Source organism: Colwellia piezophila ATCC BAA-637, from assembly GCF_000378625.1.
In the GTDB taxonomy this organism is placed as follows: Bacteria; Pseudomonadota; Gammaproteobacteria; order Enterobacterales; family Alteromonadaceae; genus Colwellia; species Colwellia piezophila.
In genome coordinates, this window is record NZ_KB905163.1 from 296,562 (window position 1) to 316,503 (window position 19,942).

General features: G+C 40.1%; 18 protein-coding genes. 4 read left to right on the plus strand and 14 right to left on the minus strand.

The window, feature by feature from the left end; translation table 11 throughout:
* The first annotated feature begins 238 nt into the window (after positions 1–238).
* On the plus strand, positions 239–1,195 hold the full coding sequence (locus F580_RS24210; protein WP_019027310.1) for a 1-aminocyclopropane-1-carboxylate deaminase/D-cysteine desulfhydrase: 957 nt from the start codon (positions 239–241) through the stop codon (positions 1,193–1,195).
* Between the two features lie 185 nt (positions 1,196–1,380).
* On the opposite strand, the gene F580_RS0108610 is transcribed toward F580_RS24210, so the two are convergent.
* The 12 genes from F580_RS0108610 to gspC all read right to left on the minus strand — a co-directional run bounded on the left by F580_RS0108610 (position 1,381) and on the right by gspC (position 13,495).
* Positions 1,381–2,136 (minus strand): type II secretion system protein N, encoded by a 756-nt coding sequence (locus F580_RS0108610; protein WP_019027311.1) that lies wholly within the window; start codon positions 2,134–2,136, stop codon positions 1,381–1,383.
* Between the two features lie 70 nt (positions 2,137–2,206).
* Positions 2,207–2,677 (minus strand): type II secretion system protein GspM, encoded by a 471-nt coding sequence (gene gspM, locus F580_RS0108615; protein WP_019027312.1) that lies wholly within the window; start codon positions 2,675–2,677, stop codon positions 2,207–2,209.
* On the minus strand, positions 2,677–4,044 hold the full coding sequence (gene gspL / locus F580_RS0108620) for a type II secretion system protein GspL (protein WP_019027313.1): 1,368 nt from the start codon (positions 4,042–4,044) through the stop codon (positions 2,677–2,679). The genes gspM and gspL overlap by 1 nt, the downstream gene beginning before the upstream one ends.
* Positions 4,044–5,141 carry a type II secretion system minor pseudopilin GspK gene (gene gspK, locus F580_RS0108625; protein WP_019027314.1) on the minus strand — a complete coding sequence of 366 codons (1,098 nt, stop codon included), beginning with the start codon at positions 5,139–5,141 and terminating at the stop codon, positions 4,044–4,046. The genes gspL and gspK overlap by 1 nt, the downstream gene beginning before the upstream one ends.
* Before the next feature lie 3 nt (positions 5,142–5,144).
* Entirely contained in the window at positions 5,145–5,801 is a 657-nt protein-coding gene (gspJ, locus tag F580_RS0108630; RefSeq protein WP_019027315.1) for a type II secretion system minor pseudopilin GspJ, read from the minus strand.
* On the minus strand, positions 5,801–6,217 hold the full coding sequence (gspI, locus tag F580_RS0108635) for a type II secretion system minor pseudopilin GspI (protein WP_019027316.1): 417 nt from the start codon (positions 6,215–6,217) through the stop codon (positions 5,801–5,803). The genes gspJ and gspI overlap by 1 nt, the downstream gene beginning before the upstream one ends.
* Complete coding sequence (gene gspH, locus F580_RS0108640) at positions 6,210–6,827, minus strand: type II secretion system minor pseudopilin GspH (protein WP_019027317.1); 618 nt, start codon at positions 6,825–6,827, stop codon at positions 6,210–6,212. The genes gspI and gspH overlap by 8 nt, the downstream gene beginning before the upstream one ends.
* Positions 6,828–6,957: 130 nt before the next feature.
* Positions 6,958–7,395, minus strand: coding sequence for a type II secretion system major pseudopilin GspG (gene gspG / locus F580_RS0108645; protein ID WP_019027318.1), 438 nt, complete (start codon positions 7,393–7,395; stop codon positions 6,958–6,960).
* 80 nt (positions 7,396–7,475) lie between these two features.
* On the minus strand, positions 7,476–8,717 hold the full coding sequence (gspF, locus tag F580_RS0108650; RefSeq protein ID WP_019027319.1) for a type II secretion system inner membrane protein GspF: 1,242 nt from the start codon (positions 8,715–8,717) through the stop codon (positions 7,476–7,478).
* Between the two features lie 113 nt (positions 8,718–8,830).
* The gene (gene gspE / locus F580_RS0108655) at positions 8,831–10,360 is read right to left on the minus strand and encodes a type II secretion system ATPase GspE (protein WP_019027320.1); all 1,530 of its coding nucleotides are present in this window, start codon (positions 10,358–10,360) and stop codon (positions 8,831–8,833) included.
* On the minus strand, positions 10,360–12,438 hold the full coding sequence (gene gspD, locus F580_RS0108660) for a type II secretion system secretin GspD (RefSeq protein WP_019027321.1): 2,079 nt from the start codon (positions 12,436–12,438) through the stop codon (positions 10,360–10,362). Before gspD ends, gspE begins: the two co-directional genes overlap by 1 nt.
* Positions 12,439–12,565: 127 nt before the next feature.
* Entirely contained in the window at positions 12,566–13,495 is a 930-nt protein-coding gene (gspC, locus tag F580_RS0108665) for a type II secretion system protein GspC (protein ID WP_019027322.1), read from the minus strand.
* A gap of 572 nt (positions 13,496–14,067) precedes the next feature.
* On the opposite strand from gspC, the gene F580_RS0108670 reads away from it, so the two are divergent.
* The 3 genes from F580_RS0108670 to pckA all read left to right on the plus strand — a co-directional run bounded on the left by F580_RS0108670 (position 14,068) and on the right by pckA (position 17,290).
* On the plus strand, positions 14,068–14,472 hold the full coding sequence (locus F580_RS0108670) for a S4 domain-containing protein (protein WP_019027323.1): 405 nt from the start codon (positions 14,068–14,070) through the stop codon (positions 14,470–14,472).
* Positions 14,473–14,477: 5 nt separating this feature from the next.
* Positions 14,478–15,350 carry an Hsp33 family molecular chaperone HslO gene (gene hslO, locus F580_RS0108675; protein ID WP_019027324.1) on the plus strand — a complete coding sequence of 291 codons (873 nt, stop codon included), beginning with the start codon at positions 14,478–14,480 and terminating at the stop codon, positions 15,348–15,350.
* Between the two features lie 329 nt (positions 15,351–15,679).
* Complete coding sequence (gene pckA, locus F580_RS0108680; protein WP_019027325.1) at positions 15,680–17,290, plus strand: phosphoenolpyruvate carboxykinase (ATP); 1,611 nt, start codon at positions 15,680–15,682, stop codon at positions 17,288–17,290.
* Between the two features lie 459 nt (positions 17,291–17,749).
* Here the strand turns inward: pckA and envZ are convergent, their stop codons facing one another.
* Positions 17,750–19,042 carry a two-component system sensor histidine kinase EnvZ gene (gene envZ, locus F580_RS0108685; protein WP_019027326.1) on the minus strand — a complete coding sequence of 431 codons (1,293 nt, stop codon included), beginning with the start codon at positions 19,040–19,042 and terminating at the stop codon, positions 17,750–17,752.
* 37 nt (positions 19,043–19,079) lie between these two features.
* Positions 19,080–19,802, minus strand: coding sequence for an osmolarity response regulator transcription factor OmpR (gene ompR / locus F580_RS0108690; RefSeq protein WP_019027327.1), 723 nt, complete (start codon positions 19,800–19,802; stop codon positions 19,080–19,082).
* Positions 19,803–19,942: the final 140 nt, after the last annotated feature.

Below are 19,942 nucleotides of genomic sequence, written 5' to 3' on the forward strand. Positions count from 1 at the left end.
TAGCTTAAATTGTTTATAATATTACCCCTTGTTACGCCTGTAGAGCAAGCTTTACTAGTAAGTATTCAGTAATATTATTAGTTATTTATGCTAAAAATTCAGATGAGATAAATCTTTGAATTCTATCCAAATTAAATTTAAAACCGGAATCCACCACAATAACAAAGCTGGGTAAATCAACGTTATCGTTTACAATAGTTATCAAGCAATAACAAACTACCCTTTCATTCGAGACGTCATGCCTAAAGCACTGTCAAAACTAGATAATATATATCATCCGTTATTTGAAAAACATAAAGTACAGGTACAAGTTAAACGCGATGATTTAATGCATGGCATTATCTCGGGCAATAAATGGCGCAAGTTAAAGTACAACCTTAAACAGTTAAAAACTAAGCAGTACCAAGGAGCCATAACCTTTGGCGGCAGTTACTCAAACCACATTCACGCTTTTGCTTATGCCTGTAAACAAGCAGACATCCCCTGTATTGGCATTATTCGCGGTGAAGAACGTTATGCGAGCAACTTTACTTTGGCCTGGGCAAGACACTGGGGTATGCAATGCCATTTTGTTGATCGAAAAACTTACCGTCGCCGGTTTGAGACAGAATTCCTTAGCGAACTTAGTCGCCAATATCCGCAACACTTTATTATTCCCGAAGGGGGCAGCAATGCCCTTGCTATACCTGGCGTAGCCGAAGTGATAACAGAGTTAAACAAGCAAACCGTTTTCGATACCTTGATAACCCCAGTAGGCAGTGGGGGGACTTTAGCCGGTCTTATCTCAGGGGACAGTGTCGCTAATGAGCAACAACATAAAATATTAGGCGTTGCCGTATTGAAACAGGCCGAATATTTAATGGATGAAATAAAAAATCTGCTAACGCCACAAGGATTAACACATGCCGATTGGCACTTATTAACAAAATATCATCGTGGCGGTTATGCAAAGTTCAGTCAGGCAGATGCTGAGCGACTTATCGCCTTTAATCAACAAACCGGGATAATTTTTGAGCCGGTATATTCTGGCAAGATGATCTTAGCTTTGCTTGATTTATTAGAGCAAGGCTACTTTAAGGCCCATGAACGCATAGTTTTATTGCATACCGGTGGCCTACAAGGACTGGGCGGCATGATTGAGCAAGCAAAGCTTAACGAGAAGGACTGGCCTATACCACCGAAAGCCCCAGCCTAATACCTAAACAACCTCAAGATGCAGGATTCAGCTAGAGTTAGAAACGTCTTTAGTCGATATGTTGATTGAAGAGAATGGTTATTCAGGAGAATAAGTTCCTGAATAACCATTAATAAAATAAACGCCTTGATTATGAGTCGCTCAGCCGTCCTGAACGAGTATCTTGAAGTAGCTTGGGTATAGAATTAAAACCTTAGCGGGTAGCGGCCCTGGTTATCTGCATGACCAAGCAGAGACAATACTGACTTTAATTCTTGCGGAAAGTTAGCCCCTGGTTTGATATGGCCTTGCCCGGAAGCTTTTTGATTGGCTAAGGATAAACGCGCATTAAAACTCAACCCTAAATTATTTTTAGGTTCAATCTTGGCGATTAAATCACCTTGCTCGCAGTCAAAATCCGCTTTAATATTACCTAACTTGATATTAGTATCTAAGGCAACTACGCCAGCTCGCAACCAAGTCACTTGGCCTTGGGCTTGCTCACAGGTTAACTTGCCGGCAATATTTAACTTCAGCTCGGTAAACGTTAATTCAACATGGCCTTGCGCTGTCACAGGGATAGGTAAAGAAAGTTGTTTCGCGATATCATTGGCAGCAACATACAACTCTACATCATTGAGTTGTAGTTGTTCAGTGGTTACGGTTAAAATAAACTTACCCTCGAGCCCTGCGGCCATAGCATCACCAAAGCTCACCTGTACTTGCGGGGATAAAGTTAACAAAGACCAAAAGCTCAACTGGGTTTTAACCTGTTGGATTTGATTATTGTTCACTGTAACTTGCGCAATTTCACCTTGCCAAACAGAGCCGAAAGCCCCTGTAACTTTAATGTTTTTAGGGAGGTGAATATTATTTATCACTAGGGCTAGCGGCATACTTGCCACTAAAAACACCACATAACTACTCAAAAAAATTGCTATCAAAGCAAACCACTTTTTCATCTAATATCTCTATCTTCTATTATGTTCTCTGCATTAGCAGCGATTATAAAAACCCAGTAATTTCAGTATCTTACAACCTAGATAGATGCAAACGACGTACTTTTACTTCGCCGGTTATATTACCTTGGCTTAAATCAATGGCTTTCACTTTCAAGCCTTCTACATTGGCTAAATGCTCTAACCAAAACAATAACTGGGTGAAAGGGGTACTGTCGATCCAAACTTGTAAATCATCTCCCTGTGGTTGCATGCGGGTAATGGTTAATTTATAGGTTTTTGCACTGCGATTTGCGGCACTGGATATGCTACCAGTAAAATTTTTCTTGCCACTTGCACGTTTAGCCTGTTGATACAAAGCAGTATTTTCTTGAACCCAAGACAATAATTGTTGCTGCCTAGCTAACTTATTATTGGCTTCAGCCAAACTTTTATTCAAGGGCTGCCAAATGGCACTATAAAAAATAAAAATGATAAAAAACACTGCCATTGTCGCAACTAGGCGCTGCTCTCGACTATTGAGTTGTTGCCACCATACTTTCATTATGATGTTTCCTTATTACTTTTATTACGACGTTGCTTGGCGATAGATTTTCGCTTACTTGATGTTTGACTAGCCCCTTTATTCATTGCTTTATTAGAAATACTGAAAGAGCCGGTTACCTGGTCACCTTGATTACTTTGTGAGCCTTGCTTAACGGTTAGGTTAGCTGCCGCTAAGGCAACACTAAACTGCTCAAAGGCTTGATAATCTTTTGCTACGGCTTGAATCCGTAATTCTTGTCGTTTGCCATCAAACTTTATTGTTTCTGGCTTTAGTGCCGGCACTTTGGCAAATACCGGTTGTAATTTCGCTAACATAGCTAAAAAACCTTGCTGGTCATTTACCCCTCCCAATAATGCTAACTCTCGATTCAGTTGCGATTTAATGGTGGCCACACGTACTCTTTTTGTTTTTGGGAAAGCCTTTTTATAATGGGCAATAATGCTTTCTTGGACCTTATCTTGCTCAGTATTCAGCTGCCATAACTGGGCCCCCTTATCACCTAAGTTAAGTAATAAAGCAAATAAAGCCACTCCGGCAACCCATAACCATTGTTGTGAGGCATTACCTCGGGTTTCTTTAACTTTGTATTGCCCTTGCAGTAAATTAAAACGATTTAATTTACTGTCCTTAGCTGGCTTAGCCATCAATGCTAAAGGTAATTCTTCAGGCATAGCTGTTATCGCTAATTGTTCACTACCAGCCAAAGGTGAATAAGCCTCAATGCGAACCTGGCTTGGTGCTTCATTGCCGGCAACTGCCACCCCCCCTTTTTCTGGCTGAGTGGATAATGCCTGACAGTGCAACTGCCATGTATTGGTATCGACCGTAAAACCTTGCCAACTATTTTGGCGAACAATCACTTGTTGCTCGCTAGCATCACCTAGGCTAATGGCACTCCAACCATCAACAACCTGCGGCATAACTAAGACATCAGGCAAAATAGATTTAGCGTCAATATTTGCATCAGCCAACCATGACAACCACAACTGCATCTGCTTATGGGCAACAATTGCGGTAAAACAATTATTATCTTGCTCATCATTGGCTAAGTCTGCGTAGGCAAAAAACAGCTTATCTACGTCTTCAGCTAAGCTATCTTCTAACATGTATGGCACGGCTAAACGTATAGCTCGGGAGGATTTCGCCGGTACTTGCACAGACTTCAGCAACACATCACATCCCGGTACTAATACCTTGACGGTTCGACTTTCTGCTTTACTGGTCAATTCACTTAGCTGCTCAACACCCTTGAGCTCGCCACTGGCAATAATTTCTTGTTCATTAGTGTTGGTTTGATCGACCACCAACCAATGAATGGTATTGTGCGCTTGACTGCCCAAGCGGATAAATAATGTCTCTGCCATTAGTTGCGTCCTATTGTACGACTAATTACTTGAATTTGTTGTGTCTTAGTAATTTTCATTATTGAGCTCATAGAGAAGTAGCTGTTATTAAAGCGGGCACTGGCTTTTAATTTAAAATATTCACTATCGATAACAAATTGCGCTTTTTGCCACTCTTCTAGATTAACCTTAGTTAATTCAGGTAGATTAAAGAAATCTGCTTTATTTTCATAGCCAGAACTGTCTCTAGCACTTAGAATTTGTTGGGCATCATCAAGGTCTGAATCAAGTAAGGCTTGTAATAGTTCTGGTTTTTCTGCATCTAAGGTATTGATATTGATTAGGTGCTGAGCATTTTGTGGTAGTACGCACACATACGGCGTTAACGCTAAAATAACGGCAGGAGTAAAGTGCTCAATTAATCTTAATTCGTTAATGCTGCCTAAATAACTATTTGCAGCGAGATAAGGGAATTCACGCGACGCATAATCATTATCTTCCGCGCCCCCAGAGCCAGTGATCATATCATTACCATCAAGCCAATCGGTTAACGCATTAACCATGGCTTCGGCTTCAAAATTACCCACGCCTTCAATATTCAAGTTGCTAATAAGCCCTTCCAATACTGTTGCCGCAGGTAACTGTTTTGCACTGCCGGATCTACTTGCTGGGGTAGTCTTTTTACTCTCAGTTTTTGACGAGCTGGATGATTTTCCCGAATCACTATCACCAGCTTCATCTTTTGTTTTTGCTTTCGGGTGTAAAGCGTTAAGGTTCAAACAGCTTTGTAAATCCGTTATTTCACCACTTATCTCGCCAAAATCAACCGGGTAAGTAGTTGCCTCTGCCGCCCAAATTTGTTCAAGATGCGTGACGGCGGGTTCATCTTTAAAGGCTTTAATTAACACCCTTTTGCTAAAAGCCTCGGCCCCCATAGCATACCAATAAGCTTGCTGATTATAACTAATATTGGTACTGCGCTGCATTTGTGTATGTAAGCGGGTGGTCATCTGCGCAGCAATAATGGAGCATAACGCAACAATAAGCATTACAGTAATTAGAGCGACACCACGTTGACCGGACTTACTGATAGGGGCTGATATAGATTTAATGGCCATACCCTACCCCCCACTCTGTGCATCAGCAAGGTCACCGGCCACAAGAAACTGACGACGAATTAAGCCGTAATCTTGACTTTCAATCTCAATAGCGATGGCTTGCGGTAAAGCATTGCCCGACCATTTCTCTTGCCATTTTTGGCCATCATAAAATTCGAAAGCTAAGCTGGTAATATTGGTTATTAACGGCCTAACTCTTGGCTCTTGACCCACCACAGCATCAACAAAATTGTAGTGTAAGCGTTCTAGCGTTTCATCGACAAGGCGATAGGCCACATTTTGCATGTCACCACGAGGCAATAATAAGCCTGGATTGGTCCAGCCATTGCGCACAAAGGCAATGGCTTGTTCATCGGCTAAAAAACTGTCATCCGCCGTTTGTAAAAAGTTTTTACTGGGTGCCTCTCCATTAATACGCATGCTGCGTTTAGCAATTTGGGTAAAATCTCTTTCCATTAACATAAAGGCACGTTGTAGTTCATTTTGCCGGTCACTGCGTATTTTTGAATTTTCATCACCGCGCAACACGGTATCAAAAATAGTAAAACTTGCTAAACTGACCACAGAAAATATCGCAATGGCGATCAGCACTTCTAGCAAGGTAAAGCCTTGTTGCCCACCAGCATATGTAAACGACGGCTTTCTAGTGCTTGAAATCATCAGGGTTTACTCTGTGCAAGGTAAGTCATCATACTGGCGGTAACCAGTTTATCATCTTCATTTAGACGTACTTCCATCACCACGGAACGTAATTCTTTATTGGTAGTTTTAATCACCTTTTGTTGCCAATACCAAGTACGCCCCGCCATTTTTACTTCACCTTTTTTATTGTTTTTTGGTGGCCAGCTTTTATCTAAACTGACTTCGACTAATTGATTCGAGGCGACCCAATTAGCAAACATTTGCTCTTCTAAATGACTAATGTGGCGATAGTTATTATCGGCAACACCCAATAAGGCAACACCGGCGATAGCAAAGACAGCCATAGCGAGCATCACTTCAATTAAGGTAAAAGCCGTTTGTTTAGTGCGCTTACTTTTATTGGTGAACGCCACGGTGTTAGTGATATCAATCATCAAGTAATGGCCCCTCAATGGTTAATGGAATGCTATATATACCCGTCACGCGATAAGCTAAATCTTCCGCGTCTTCAATAAAAGCCAGGTCTTCATTTAAGCGAAAAGTAACACTAAAAGGCGTTAGATCACCGCCGGAAAGAATGTACACTTGGGGAATTAATTTCTTCTCTTGCTCTTCTCTTGACATTAAAGTGAAATCATCTTCATCTTTTTCTTTAAACGTATCAGCATCAAAAAGCAAAGGTTCGTCTATAGGTAAATCATCAAGTTCTAGACTCAGCTCTATCCCTTCAGGCATGGTGACATTGGCTAGCCAATCTTGATCGGGGATGTCTGTCCACTGAGTGCCGTCATAACCAAGAAACTGATAACTGTCTTTTTTAACAACCAAACCCAATTCAATATTATTGAGCATGCCATAATCAGCAGCCACTTCAAAAATAGCGGCAAAGCGGGCACTTTCATGTTTTAACTTATCTGCAGGATTATTACCGGAAAAATTAAACTGCACCAAACTAGCCATAAGACCAATCAACACAATAACGACCATCACCTCAATTAAGGTAAAGCCACGGTGTTTTATTGTTAATGCCGATAGTTTTTTCATAAAGAAATCCGTAATGGTTGAGCTTGAAGCTGTAAGATTAAATTTAAAGGAAATTGCACGGAGTTGACGCTAGTCAATGAGTACCTTTGACGCCTAAATTTAGTTTTACAGCAATAAGATCAGCTATTACCTATTGGAAGTCGCCCAAATTCCAATTGCCTATATCATCTTCTGTACCGGCTTCACCATCTGGCCCCACTGAAAAGACATCCATTCTACCCTGTTCACCTGGATTCAATAAAACATATTCATTGCCCCAAGGATCTTTTGGTAAACGTTTGATATAGCCATCTTCAGGGAAACGACGTGGCTCTGGCTCAATATCGGTTTGTTCAACTAGTGCATCCAAACCTTGCTCTGTGGTTGGATAATCATAATTATCCATTTTATATAAACTTAAAGACGTCTCTAGCGCAGTAACATCCGATATCGCTTTCTGCATGTTGGCGCGCTCTTGACTACCCATCAAATTAGGTACCACCATACTGGCAAGAATACCGAGAATAACGATGACCACCATCACTTCTAATAAGGTAAAACCTTGTACTTTTTTCATATTCATATTCATATTACTTTCCTAAAGTCTGATAAATTGAGAATTCGACAACTGTGTGCGCAAACAGTTACCGATAAGTTGTCGAAAAATGTTTAGCCACCGACTAAGCTATTAAGTTGTAAAATCGGCTCTAATATAGCCATAACAATAAAGAGTACTACCCCTGCCATCCCAACCATTAGTGCGGGTTCAAAGGCCTTTAAAGAGATACTCACTAAGGCTTCAAACTCTCTATCTTGGTTATCCGCAGCACGACCTAACATATGCTCCAACTTACCACTTTTTTCGCCACTGGCAATCATATGCAACATCATCGGAGGGAACAATTTAGTTTTCTCTAATGACACTCGCAAACTAGCGCCCTCGCGTACTTTATCGGTAGCAGCGTTTACTTGTTTCTTGATATATAAATTATCAAGTACTTGACTGGATATACGCATACTTTCTAACAAAGGCACAGCACTGGCGGTTAAAATACTTAACGTACGAGCGAAACGTGCGGTATTGATACCGCGAGCTACTTTGCCTATACCGGGTATACGCAATAAATTCCGGTGGAAAGCCATTTCAAAATCTGGTTTTTTTAACAACTGAGAAAACAGTAACACCAGGCCGACCACCAAAATAACCAAAGCTAAACCATAATCACGTAGAAAATCACTACTGGCAATCAAAAACTGTGTAGTACCAGGTAAGTTCTCGCCCATATGCTCAAATTGACCGACAATTTTTGGCACTACCGCCGTTAATAATATGGCGATAACACCAACAGCCACCACGGTCATAATAATAGGATAAACCAGCGCTTGTATAAGTTGCGAGCGCATTTGTTGACGCTGTTCAGTATAATCTGCTAAGCGATTAAGTACATTATCCAGATGTCCTGACTTTTCACCCGCGGCAACCATAGCCCGATACAAACGATTAAATACCTTAGGGTATTCAGCCATACTCTCAGATAAACCATAACCTTCGGTAACTTTAGTACGCACGCCCATGATCATACTTTTAATGCGATTTTTTTCACATTGTTCCGCAACCGCTATTAAGGATTCTTCTAAAGGTAGCCCTGACTCAACTAAGGTCGCTAATTGGCGAGTAATAAGTGCTAACTCGGCTGCCGATACTTTGGCACCCGCAGGTTGACCAAGAATAGCGGCGAAGCCGGTTTTCTCATTTTTCGCTTTGCCTTTCGCTAAGGTCGCGGTAACGGCGATGGGCATTAAGCCTTGCTCACGTAACAAGCCGCGTACTTGTCTTGGCGTATCACCCTCAATAACGCCTTTTTTAGTTTTACCGCGACTATCTACCGCTTGGTATTCAAATGCTGCCATTACTTATAATGAGTACTTATATAGTTATTTTCGTTATATGAATTCTATTAATTCACTTTTGAGTCTATCTCGTTCCATTGAGCATAATTACGTCGTTGATTGCTCAAGTCACGTTAATCTTCTCGAGTAACACGTAAAACTTCCTCTAAGGTAGTTTGCCCTAGCATTACTTTATCAAAGCCATCTCGGCGTATACTGGCATTGCCTTTACGAGCATATTTTTCAATGGCTTGTTCACCATGACCATTATGAATAATCTCTCGTATTTGTTCATCAACAGGCAGTAATTCATGAATACCCATACGGCCACGATAACCTTTAAAACTACATTCTTTACAGCCAACAGCGCGATATATCACCACTTTATTATCGTCGGCTAAGGCTAATAAATGTCGCTCTTCATCATCAGGTAAATGGCTTTCTTTACAATGTATACACAGCGTGCGCACCAGACGTTGCGCCAAAACGCCCAATAAACTTGAAGACAGCAAAAATGGCTCTACGCCCATATCTTCCATACGGGTTATGGCACCGGCAGCCGTATTGGTATGTAAGGTAGATAAAACCAAATGACCGGTTAAACTGGCTTGAACGGCAATTTGTGCGGTTTCTAAATCGCGAATTTCACCCACCATTACCACATCAGGATCTTGACGTAAAATGGCGCGCAGGCCACGAGCAAAGGTCATATCCACTTTAGTATTGACTTGCATTTGCCCTATGCCTTCAATGGAGTATTCAATCGGGTCTTCGCAGGTCAAAATATTGCGTTCTTTGGCATCGATTTGCATGAGGCCAGCATAAAGTGTGGTACTTTTACCTGAGCCAGTAGGACCGGTAACTAAAATGATGCCATGAGGCTTTTCAATCAGCTTGGAAAAATTAGCTCGGTTAGTGTCGGTCATACCCAAGTCTTTCAAATCTAGACGGGCAGCATTTTTATCGAGTAATCTTAACACCACTCGTTCGCCATGGCCTGTTGGCATAGTTGAAACACGCACATCAACAGCACGACCACCTATACGTAGAGAGATGCGACCATCTTGTGGAATACGTTTTTCGGCAATATCGAGCTTTGCCATAACCTTAATACGTGAAACCAACAAGGAAGCAAGTTTTCGATTGGGTTTTAAAATTTCCCGTAAAATACCATCGACGCGAAAGCGAATTTGTAAGCTATTTTCAAAGGTTTCAATATGGATATCAGAAGCACTTTCTTTGATGGCTTCGCTGAGCATGGCATTGATCAGTTTAATGATTGGTGCATCATCTTCATTTTCCAGCAAATCTTCACTTTCAGTAAACTCATCGGCCAAGGAATATAAATCCACTTCATTACCGATATCTTCCATCATTTGCTGGGCTTCAGAAGAATCCCTTTGGTAAGCTTGAGTCAGCAGTAATTCAAATGCTGGTAGCTGTAAAAAGTCAAAGTTAAAGGGTGCTTTGAGTATACGACGAATTTCTAAAATGATATCGAAATTAACATCATCCAAGCAATGTAAAATATAACCACCGGCTTCTTCGTCGGTAGAAATGAGTACACTATGGCGTTTAGCAAAAGCGAACGGCAACAACCAAGCGCTGTTCGTTTCCTCTTGGTCTGTTGCTTCAATACCGATTTCAGCTACATCATCAGCCATTAGTGCTTATCTTCTGTTGGTGGTTTAGGCAAGTCGATATTGCTGTCTTCAACACTTTTGCCGTTAAGCTTATTCTGATAGTCTTCAAATGAGGGTGGTAACGCTAACTTATCTTGCCACTGCGGCAATATTGGCATATTTTCATTACTCATTAACGACAAACCTTCTTCCTGTTTACGAATTTGATCGGCGCGAATATAGTTATATTTTGATTCACTGATTTCGTTCATTAAGCCGGCATCACGAATGATGGTAGCGCGTAAAAACACCATTAAATTGCGTTTACGGGTGGTATTCGAGGTGGATTTAAACAAGTGACCAATAAAGGGAATATCACCTAAGATTGGTACCTTTTGCACACTTTCTTGCACATCTTCATCAATTAAACCACCTAACACTATGGTTGCGCCACTATCCGCTATTACCGTGGTTTTAATTTCTCTTTTATTGATGGAGATATCAACCCCGGTAGTACCACTTACCGAAGAGACTTCTTGTTCAATTATGAGCTGCACCGCATTGCCTTCATTAATTTGCGGGGTTACCCGTAACTTGATACCCACTTCTTGGCGGTCAACCGTTTGAAAAGGATTCGAGTTATTACTACCTGTTTGTGAACCGGTAATAATAGGAACTTCCTGACCAACAAGAAAATAGGCTTCTTCGTTGTCTAAGGTAGTAATACTCGGTGTCGCTAGAATATTAGAATTGGTATCACTACTTACCGCTTGTACGATAGCGCCCCAGTCATTTTTTGCGATACCAAACATCATACCGCTAACATTACCCAGTACTTGCGCAAGTATGCTGTAATCGCCATTAGTATCCGGGTTTACTATAGTATCGCCATTTTCTTTGATAATAGTGGTGCCCTTCTCGCCTTCGGCGGCAATTGACCCTGCAGCAATAGAAGAAATACTGGCTGGGCCATTAGTAAATTGGGTAAAACCACCTGCCTCGTTATACCATTGCACACCTAAACTAATACCATCACTTTCAAACACTTCAACAATAATAGCCTCAATTAATACTTGCGCACGACGTTTATCGAGTTGACGAATAACCTCCTTTAAAGAGCGCAACATATCAGGCTGTGCGGTGATTACCAAACTATTGGTAGACTCATGAGCTTCAATACTGACATTACGTTTTGTACTGCTGGTGCGGCTTTTAGTTTTTGTGCCTGTGCTTTCTGAGGAAATTGAATCACTAACCCCTTGCAATACCTTAACTAAGTCCTCTGCTTTTGAGTATTTCAGGAAATGAACATAAGTATTACCACTACTTTCTAATTCGCTATCTAAGCGTTTAATCAAACGAGTGACCCGTTCACGTGCTTGCACTTCACCACTGACAATCACGCTATTTGATCTATCATCGGCAACAATTTTAGGAATAAGAAAGGTTGGTTGGCCCGACTTACCACTGCTCGGTTTGTTCATTGCTTCTATAATGCGTACCATCTCACCCGCAGAAGCATATTGCAGTTTGATAATCTCCACATCTTGATCGCCTGCTCTATCAACGCGTTCGATAATTTTTACTAACCTGTTAACCGTAGAAGCGGTACCGGTAAGCATAATGACATTAGCAGGATCGTAGTTAACGACATTACCACCACCGGCTTGATCTGATAATTGTCGTAATAAGGGTACTAATTCACGAACGGTAACATTTTTTACTTCCACCACACGGGTAACCATCTCATCACCCATGAGATTACTTTTATCACCGACCACCGGAATCGCGGCAGTTTTAGCATCTTTATTACGAATGATTTTGACGATGTTGTGATTCATTTCTACAGCCGCATAGCCGTAGACTTCGAGGACATTAAGAAAAAATTGATAATATTGCTCTTCAGATAATAAATCATAACTGCGAACATTAATTTTGCCACGGACATTAGGGTCGATAATCATGGTTTTTTTCAAGTTTTTACCGACGATATTAACGAACTCGGTTATTTCAGTGCCTTTAAAGTTTGGCGAGTATTGCGCTGCACTGGCTTGCCCGACAAAACATAAGCCATTAATCGCTAGCGCCGTTATTAAGGTTAGTAAAAACTTTTTCATCATGATAAGTGTCTCTGCTTTCTTTACTTTAATAGAAAATCTTTATTAGGTGTTTTTATCGCTAAGCTTTAACAATGAGTCATCGCTTAAAAACCACCTTGTTTTTATTGTTATTTTGTTCGCTTCAGTCTTAATCTAAGCCAATCAGTATCGTCGTTAAACTACCTTGCCGATTTACCAGTAAGGATATATCACGTGCTTGCTTCATTTCAGCCATAGCTTGCATTGCTTGTGTTGTTACCAGCAAATCATAACCATTCATTTCAACAACAACGTCACCCGCTTTTAAACCAGCAAGTTTGAAAAACTCAGGTTTTTTGCCCGGACGCAGTGAGTAACCGATTATCTTGCCATTTTTTCTTTTCGGCGAGATACGTAAATAATCGCCAATTTTTGCCGGATCGTTGGCAAGCTCATTCCGTAGACTTTTAGCCTGAGCGGTTAATTCTTTATTATGGCGTTGATCGACAATATTTGAGCGAGATGATTGCGGTCCTACCCTGGACTTGTTGCTCTTAATAGCTGAAGTGTTGGTTACTTTTCTGGCTGGCTGGCTATAATCAAAACCATCTAACATCAAGGTTTCGAGCCGCCCTGAGTGTTTAATGAGTACTCGGTCCATCAGCACTTGCTCAAGGTTGGCACGTGTACCGACGATAATATCGCCAATACCGTAAGTTTCTTGCTTACCTTGGTTTTCAATAATCGCCGCGGCTATAGATTGATCATCGCTGGCAACTAAACCTGATAAAGTTAAATTTAAGGTGGTTTCTGGCACATGAGCCATTTCAATTTCAGGCTGATCAACAGCGGTCTCACCATACAAGCCAAAAAGGTTCAGCGATTGTATTTTGCTAACATCAACAACTGTACTGCGGTTATTGCTATTAAGATTTCCGCTATTTGCAGTAGCAGTACTTTGAGTTGATTGCGCCTGTGGCACAACTGACCAAGTGATTTTAGCGCTTAAAGAAGCAATATATATTAATAACAAGACCATTGCTGATTGCGCAACACGTCGATGACCTAGTTGAGAGAATAATGCAGTAAAATCTGTCATGTTCGTGGGAAATGCCATAGCGACTTATATAATTATTATTTTAAAAACAAGCTTAACCATCTTCATTCAGGGCTAGATGTTATGTTTTGTTATGTTATGCGAAGAGGAATCATACTTGACCCAAAGCCAAGCAACAAGTAGTAGCAAGATTTATTAAAGACTTTAATCAATAAAATAGTAATAAAAAAGTTACTCGCTAATAAATACCTACTGTTATAATAATTTCAGACCTACTCACCTCGGTAAAGTTCCCAATATTAGCCTTATAGCCGTTTCATTAAGTTTGTGATCTAGTTATATACCCAAACAACCTGAAGATGCAGGTTTCAGCTGGAATTATAAATGCCTTTAGGCAAGGCATTAATTGAAGAGAATAGTTATTCAGGAGAATATGCTCCTGCATTCTCTAATAAGCTGCATCCATGCTGCGTTATTGTCGAAATCGATAACGTAGCATAAAGCGTTTCTAAACCAGCCTTGCGGGAACGTCTGAGTAATAGCTGGCTATTAGGATGATATGGCGTATTTTAACCCGCACAAGTGAGCAATAACTTAATGAAATTAGTATTATTATGACCCCAAGTACAACACCTAAAAACAACTCAACTCGATTGGATAAATGGCTATGGTCAGCCCGATTTTATCGCACCCGTGCTATTGCTAAGCAAATGATTGATGGCGGTAAAGTTTTTTACAATGGTCAGCGCACTAAGTCCGGTAAAGCCGTCTCAATTGGTGATATAATAAAAATTCGTCAAGGGTTCGAAGAAAAAGAAGTGACTGTTATCGCGTTAGCCGATAAACGTAAAGACGCTAATTTCGCCAGTACTTTATATCAAGAAAATAAGCAAAGTATTGCTCAGCGTGAAAAAAATGACCTCGCCCGTAAACAAGGTATTTTACTCAGCCCTGCTAGTGATACTAAACCAGATAAAAAACAACGTAGAAAACTGCGTGAATTTAAAGAAAGGATCTAACTGCCATGAGCCAATTCAATGTTTTAAATCGTTACTTATTCACCGGTGCCCATGCCCGTGGTGAACTTGTTCAGCTTAATAGCAGTTTTAAAAGCATTCTGAACAATCATAACTATCCCGCCGGTGTCGCAAAATTATTGGGTGAGTTACTCAGCGCTACTTGTCTATTAACAGCAACGTTAAAGTTTGAAGGTGATATTACCGTACAATTGCAAGGTGATGGCCCAGTCGGCTATATGTCAGTTAGCGGTAATAATAAGCAGCAAATGCGCGGTATTGTCAAACTAGTGACAGAAACTTCAGCCAATACTTTGCAAGAATTAATTGGTAAAGGCACCATGATTATCACCATACGCCCTAATGTAGGTGAGGCTTATCAAGGTGTCGTTGCCTTAGACGAAGACAATCTTGCCGATTGCTTAGCGCATTACTTTGACGTGTCAGAGCAAATAGCCACTAAAATATGGCTATTTTGTGATAGTGAACAGCAATTAACGGCAGGTGCGTTAGTGCAAGTATTACCTGATGGTGATGGTAGCCTTGAAAATAAAGAAAAACAGGTAAATGACTTTGAGCATTTATGTCAACTGACTAATACCATTAAAAGTGAAGAAATTTTTTCATTAGAGGCTGAAGCTTTACTCTATCGTTTATACCACCAAGAGCAAGTTAACCTTTTTGAACCACAACCAGTTAGCTACCTATGTGGTTGTTCTGCTGATAAATGTTTAGCGGCTATTTCTCAAATTGAACCCAGTGAAATAAAAGCTATTTTAGCCGAGCAAGGTAAGATTTCGATGACCTGTGATTATTGTATTACCACTTATGACTTTGATGAGCTAAGTTTACAAAGTTTCATCTCGAAAGTTAACCACTAGATAATAGCTCACTTTTTAAGCGAACAACGTAATAAAAAACAGTATTAATTACCCTTTATTTCACATCGTGGTAATTAATACTGTCTCTAAAATATTGACATACCCCTTATATGCCTAGCTCAAGCGCCATTTCATCTTAACATTAATAACATTTACCAACCCCATTCATGTTATTTATAATGAAAACTTTCATATTAGACTATTTTTTACTTTCGTTTTGCTCGTTATTACCTTAAAATACCGCCAAATGAAGACAGCATGAAAACTTTCATCACTGCTTTCACCAAACCACTTAAATAAAATTTGTCATACTTAGGAGTGAATTTGCTATGACCGCCCCGAAAAACTCTATTGATTTATCACAATACGGCATCAACGATGTTAATGAAGTTGTTTATAACCCATCGTATGAGTTACTTTTTAGTGAAGAAACTAAAGATAGCCTCGAAGGTTTTGATAAAGGCGTAGTGACTGAGCTTGGTGCAGTTAACGTAGATACTGGTATATTTACTGGTCGTTCTCCTAAAGATAAATACATTGTTCGTGATGACGTAACTCGCGATACAGTGTGGTGGTCTGATCAAGGAAAAAATGACAACAAACCTATGACACCTGAAACATGGGACCACTTAAAAAACTTAGTGACTACTCAGCTTTCTGGTCAACGTTTATTTGTTGTTGATACATACTGTGGTGCTGATGAAGCAACACGTTTAAAAGTTCGTTTCATTACTCAAGTAGCTTGGCAAGCGCATTTTGTTAAGAACATGTTTATCCGTCCTACTGACGCTGAACTAGAAACCTATGAACCAGACTTCGTGGTAATGAACGGCGCAAAAACAGTTAATGATAAATGGCAAGAGCAAGGTTTAAACTCTGAAAACTTTGTTGCTTTTAACTTGACGGAAAAAATTCAATTGATTGGTGGTACTTGGTACGGCGGCGAAATGAAAAAAGGTATGTTCTCTATGATGAACTACTACCTTCCGTTGCAAGGTATTGCTTCAATGCATTGTAGTGCTAACGTTGGTGAAGATGGCGACACTGCAATTTTCTTCGGTTTATCTGGTACTGGTAAAACAACGTTATCAACAGATCCTAAACGTCAACTTATCGGTGATGATGAACATGGTTGGGATGATAATGGTATTTTTAACTTTGAAGGTGGCTGTTACGCTAAAACGATCAACCTAAGCAAAGAAAACGAACCAGATATCTACAATGCGATTCGTCGAGATGCATTATTAGAAAACGTTACTGTTGATGCCAATGGTAAAATTGATTTTGACGATAACTCAAAAACTGAGAACACGCGTGTATCTTACCCAATTCACCACATTGATAATATCGTTAAGCCTGTTTCTCGTGCCGGTCATGCGAAAAAAGTTATCTTCTTAACGGCTGATGCTTTTGGTGTTTTACCACCGGTAGCTAAGTTAACGCCAAAGCAAACTGAGTATTACTTCCTATCAGGCTTTACCGCTAAATTAGCAGGTACTGAGCGTGGTATTACTGAACCAACACCTACTTTTTCTAGTTGTTTTGGTGCGGCTTTCTTAAGCTTACACCCGACTCAATATGCTGAAGTTTTACAAAAACGTATGGAAGCTGTTGGCGCAGAAGCTTACCTAGTTAATACTGGCTGGAATGGTACTGGCAAACGTATTTCAATTAAAGCAACTCGTGCAATCATTGATGCTATCTTAGATGGTTCTATTGATAATGCTGAAACAACGGTTATTCCAATGTTTAACTTAGAAGTCCCTATCAAGCTTACCGGTGTTGAAGGTGATATTCTTGACCCTCGTAACACTTACGAAGATGCCAGCATCTGGAATGATAAAGCGGCAGCCTTAGCGAAACGTTTTGTTAATAACTTTGAAAAATTCACTGATACTGACAACGGTAAAGCATTAGTTGCTGCTGGCCCTCAACTTTAATAGTTGTACTAAAACTATAAGTTAAAGTAGCAGATAAACGAAAGCCAGATGTTTGAATAACATCTGGCTTTTTTGTGGTTGGCGTTTGATTGATTGACGAATGAATCGCTTGCTAGGATATCTAACAAACTCTTATTGTCCGGACTTCATTTATAGCGCGTTTGAGATAGCTAATACCAATTTGATTAAGTTCTTTCCCACTCAGCGAGAATTAAAAGGCTTAGAGGCAAGGCATTGATTGATGAGAATGGTTATTCCCTTGTCAAAATTAATAACGCCGCTTATAAGCCTTTTAAACTCGCCCTTGGGAGCTCATTGATAAACTGATAACTTCACAAAATTAGTGAAATATAGAATAACTATGTTTAACAAATTTTGTTTGTTCTAAGCTCAGCAATGTAGCTCTGAGTAGGGAAGAAATTTAATCAAAATGGTATAAACTGGTTTATCAGCTCTCTACTAAATAAACACTAGCGGTAAATACACCTTGGCTTGTAAACCACCAGAGGGTCTATTTGAAAGTTCAACTTTACCACCGTGGGTATCAACAATACGTTTAATAATGGCTAAGCCTAAACCGCTACCTTCAGTGCCCCGGGCAGTATCACCTTGAGTAAAAGGTTGGAATAAACGTTCAATATCTTCATCAGGAATACCGGCACCGTTATCACAGACCATGAAATAGGCATACTTTTTTTCTACGCCAGTATAAACTTCAATTTCACCTGAGGTATAACGAATAGCATTTTGCAGTAAATTGGCTAGGGCGCGCTTAACAGCAACATGTCGTAGTGGGATTTTAGGGCATTCACTTGGGAAAAATATTATCTCTCTATCACTGGGTTTTTCGACATTGATAACCTCATCTACCAACACATTCAAGTCACCTGGTTCAGCTTTATCTTTTGAGTCATGACGAAGGTAATCAATAAACTGATCAATAATATTATTCATATCATCAATATCGATTTCTATACCATCTTTAAGAAAAGCATCTTGCTCTTGCATCATTTCACTGGCTAAACGTATACGCGTTAATGGTGTGCGTAAGTCATGGGAAATACCCGCCATTAATAAATTACGGTCATCTTCCAGTTGTTTAATGCCCTTTGACATATGATTAAAGGCTTGGGTTACCGCCATAATCTCAGAGCTACCACGTTCAACAAGTGGCTCAGGAAAGTCCCCTCGACCGACATCTTCAGCGGCTATCTCTAATGATTTCAATGGCCTATTAAGTTGACGAACAAAGATCCAACCGCCGATAACACTCAATAAACCAATAACCACCATAAAGAAGATAAGTGGGTTAAAGCTTCCTCTTTCCATGCCGCTTAAGGGTATTTTCACCCAAAGATGAGGCGCTTGTGGAGCTCGAATCCAAAATAAGTATTCATTACCATCAGAAATTCGCACTTCAGCAGGCCCGCCCAATAACAAGGACATTTGCTCAGATCGATAAGGGTACACTGCCGCCGTTGCTAAACCAAAATTGAGAGCATCTTCTTCACGATATACGCCGATACCGGTTTCATTATGAAAGGCTTTCGCCATTTTAGGACTTAACTTAGCATCATCGATATCAATGAATACGACCCGCACTTGCTTAGCCAGCAACTGATTAATTTGCTGCTGGTGGGGATCAAAAACATAGATAGCAAAAGAAATGTAGGTAACGATCTGATTGATAAAAAGTAAAAAACCTATCAATAAAACCGTTTGACCAAAAGCACTACGAGGTAATATTTTCATATAGTTGACTTAGCTTAAACACAGAGTGAGTGCTTTGCTAAGTATTGGTACCATCAGGAACAAATACATAACCTAAACCCCAAACTGTTTGCAAGTATCTTGGTTTAGCCGGGTCTTCTTCGAGCATTCTACGTAAGCGTGATACTTGTACATCGATACTACGCTCTAATGCTGAGTAATCTCTGCCACGAGCTAGATTCATAAGCTTATCACGAGATAGTGGCACTCTAGGATGGGTAACCAATGCTTTGAGTACCGCAAACTCACCGCTGGTGAGTGGCATATTGACGTTATCTTTTTTCATTTCACGGGTCGCTAAATTTAACTCGTGGCCACCAAAGGTAATAATATTTTCTTCTAAAGCAGGCGCTCCAGGCGCTTCTTGAGTTTTACGACGTAGAACGGCTTTAATACGTGCCAGTAACTCTCTTGGATTAAAAGGTTTCGGCATATAATCATCAGCGCCAAGTTCTAAACCGATAATCCGGTCAACCTCATCACCTTTAGCGGTTAGCATTACAATAGGGATATTATTTGAATTTTGACGTAAACGGCGACAAATAGATAAACCATCTTCACCGGGTAACATTAAATCAAGCACTAACATATGGAAATTTTCTCGTTCAAGTAAGCGATCCATTTGTTCTGAATTAGCGGCAGTTCGTACAGTAAAACCTTGCTCAACTAAATAACGCTCTAATAATGAACGTAGACGCATATCATCATCTACCACTAAAATCTTAGGGGTTTCTTGAGTCATATTTTATTCCACCTTGCTCAGTTTGCTTTTTATTATAAATATATACCCGTTACTATAAGGGATATTACTAACAATAAGAAAGTAGCAAGCGTAAAACAAGCTAAGTATTTGTTACAATTTATGTAATTACTGAGGATATA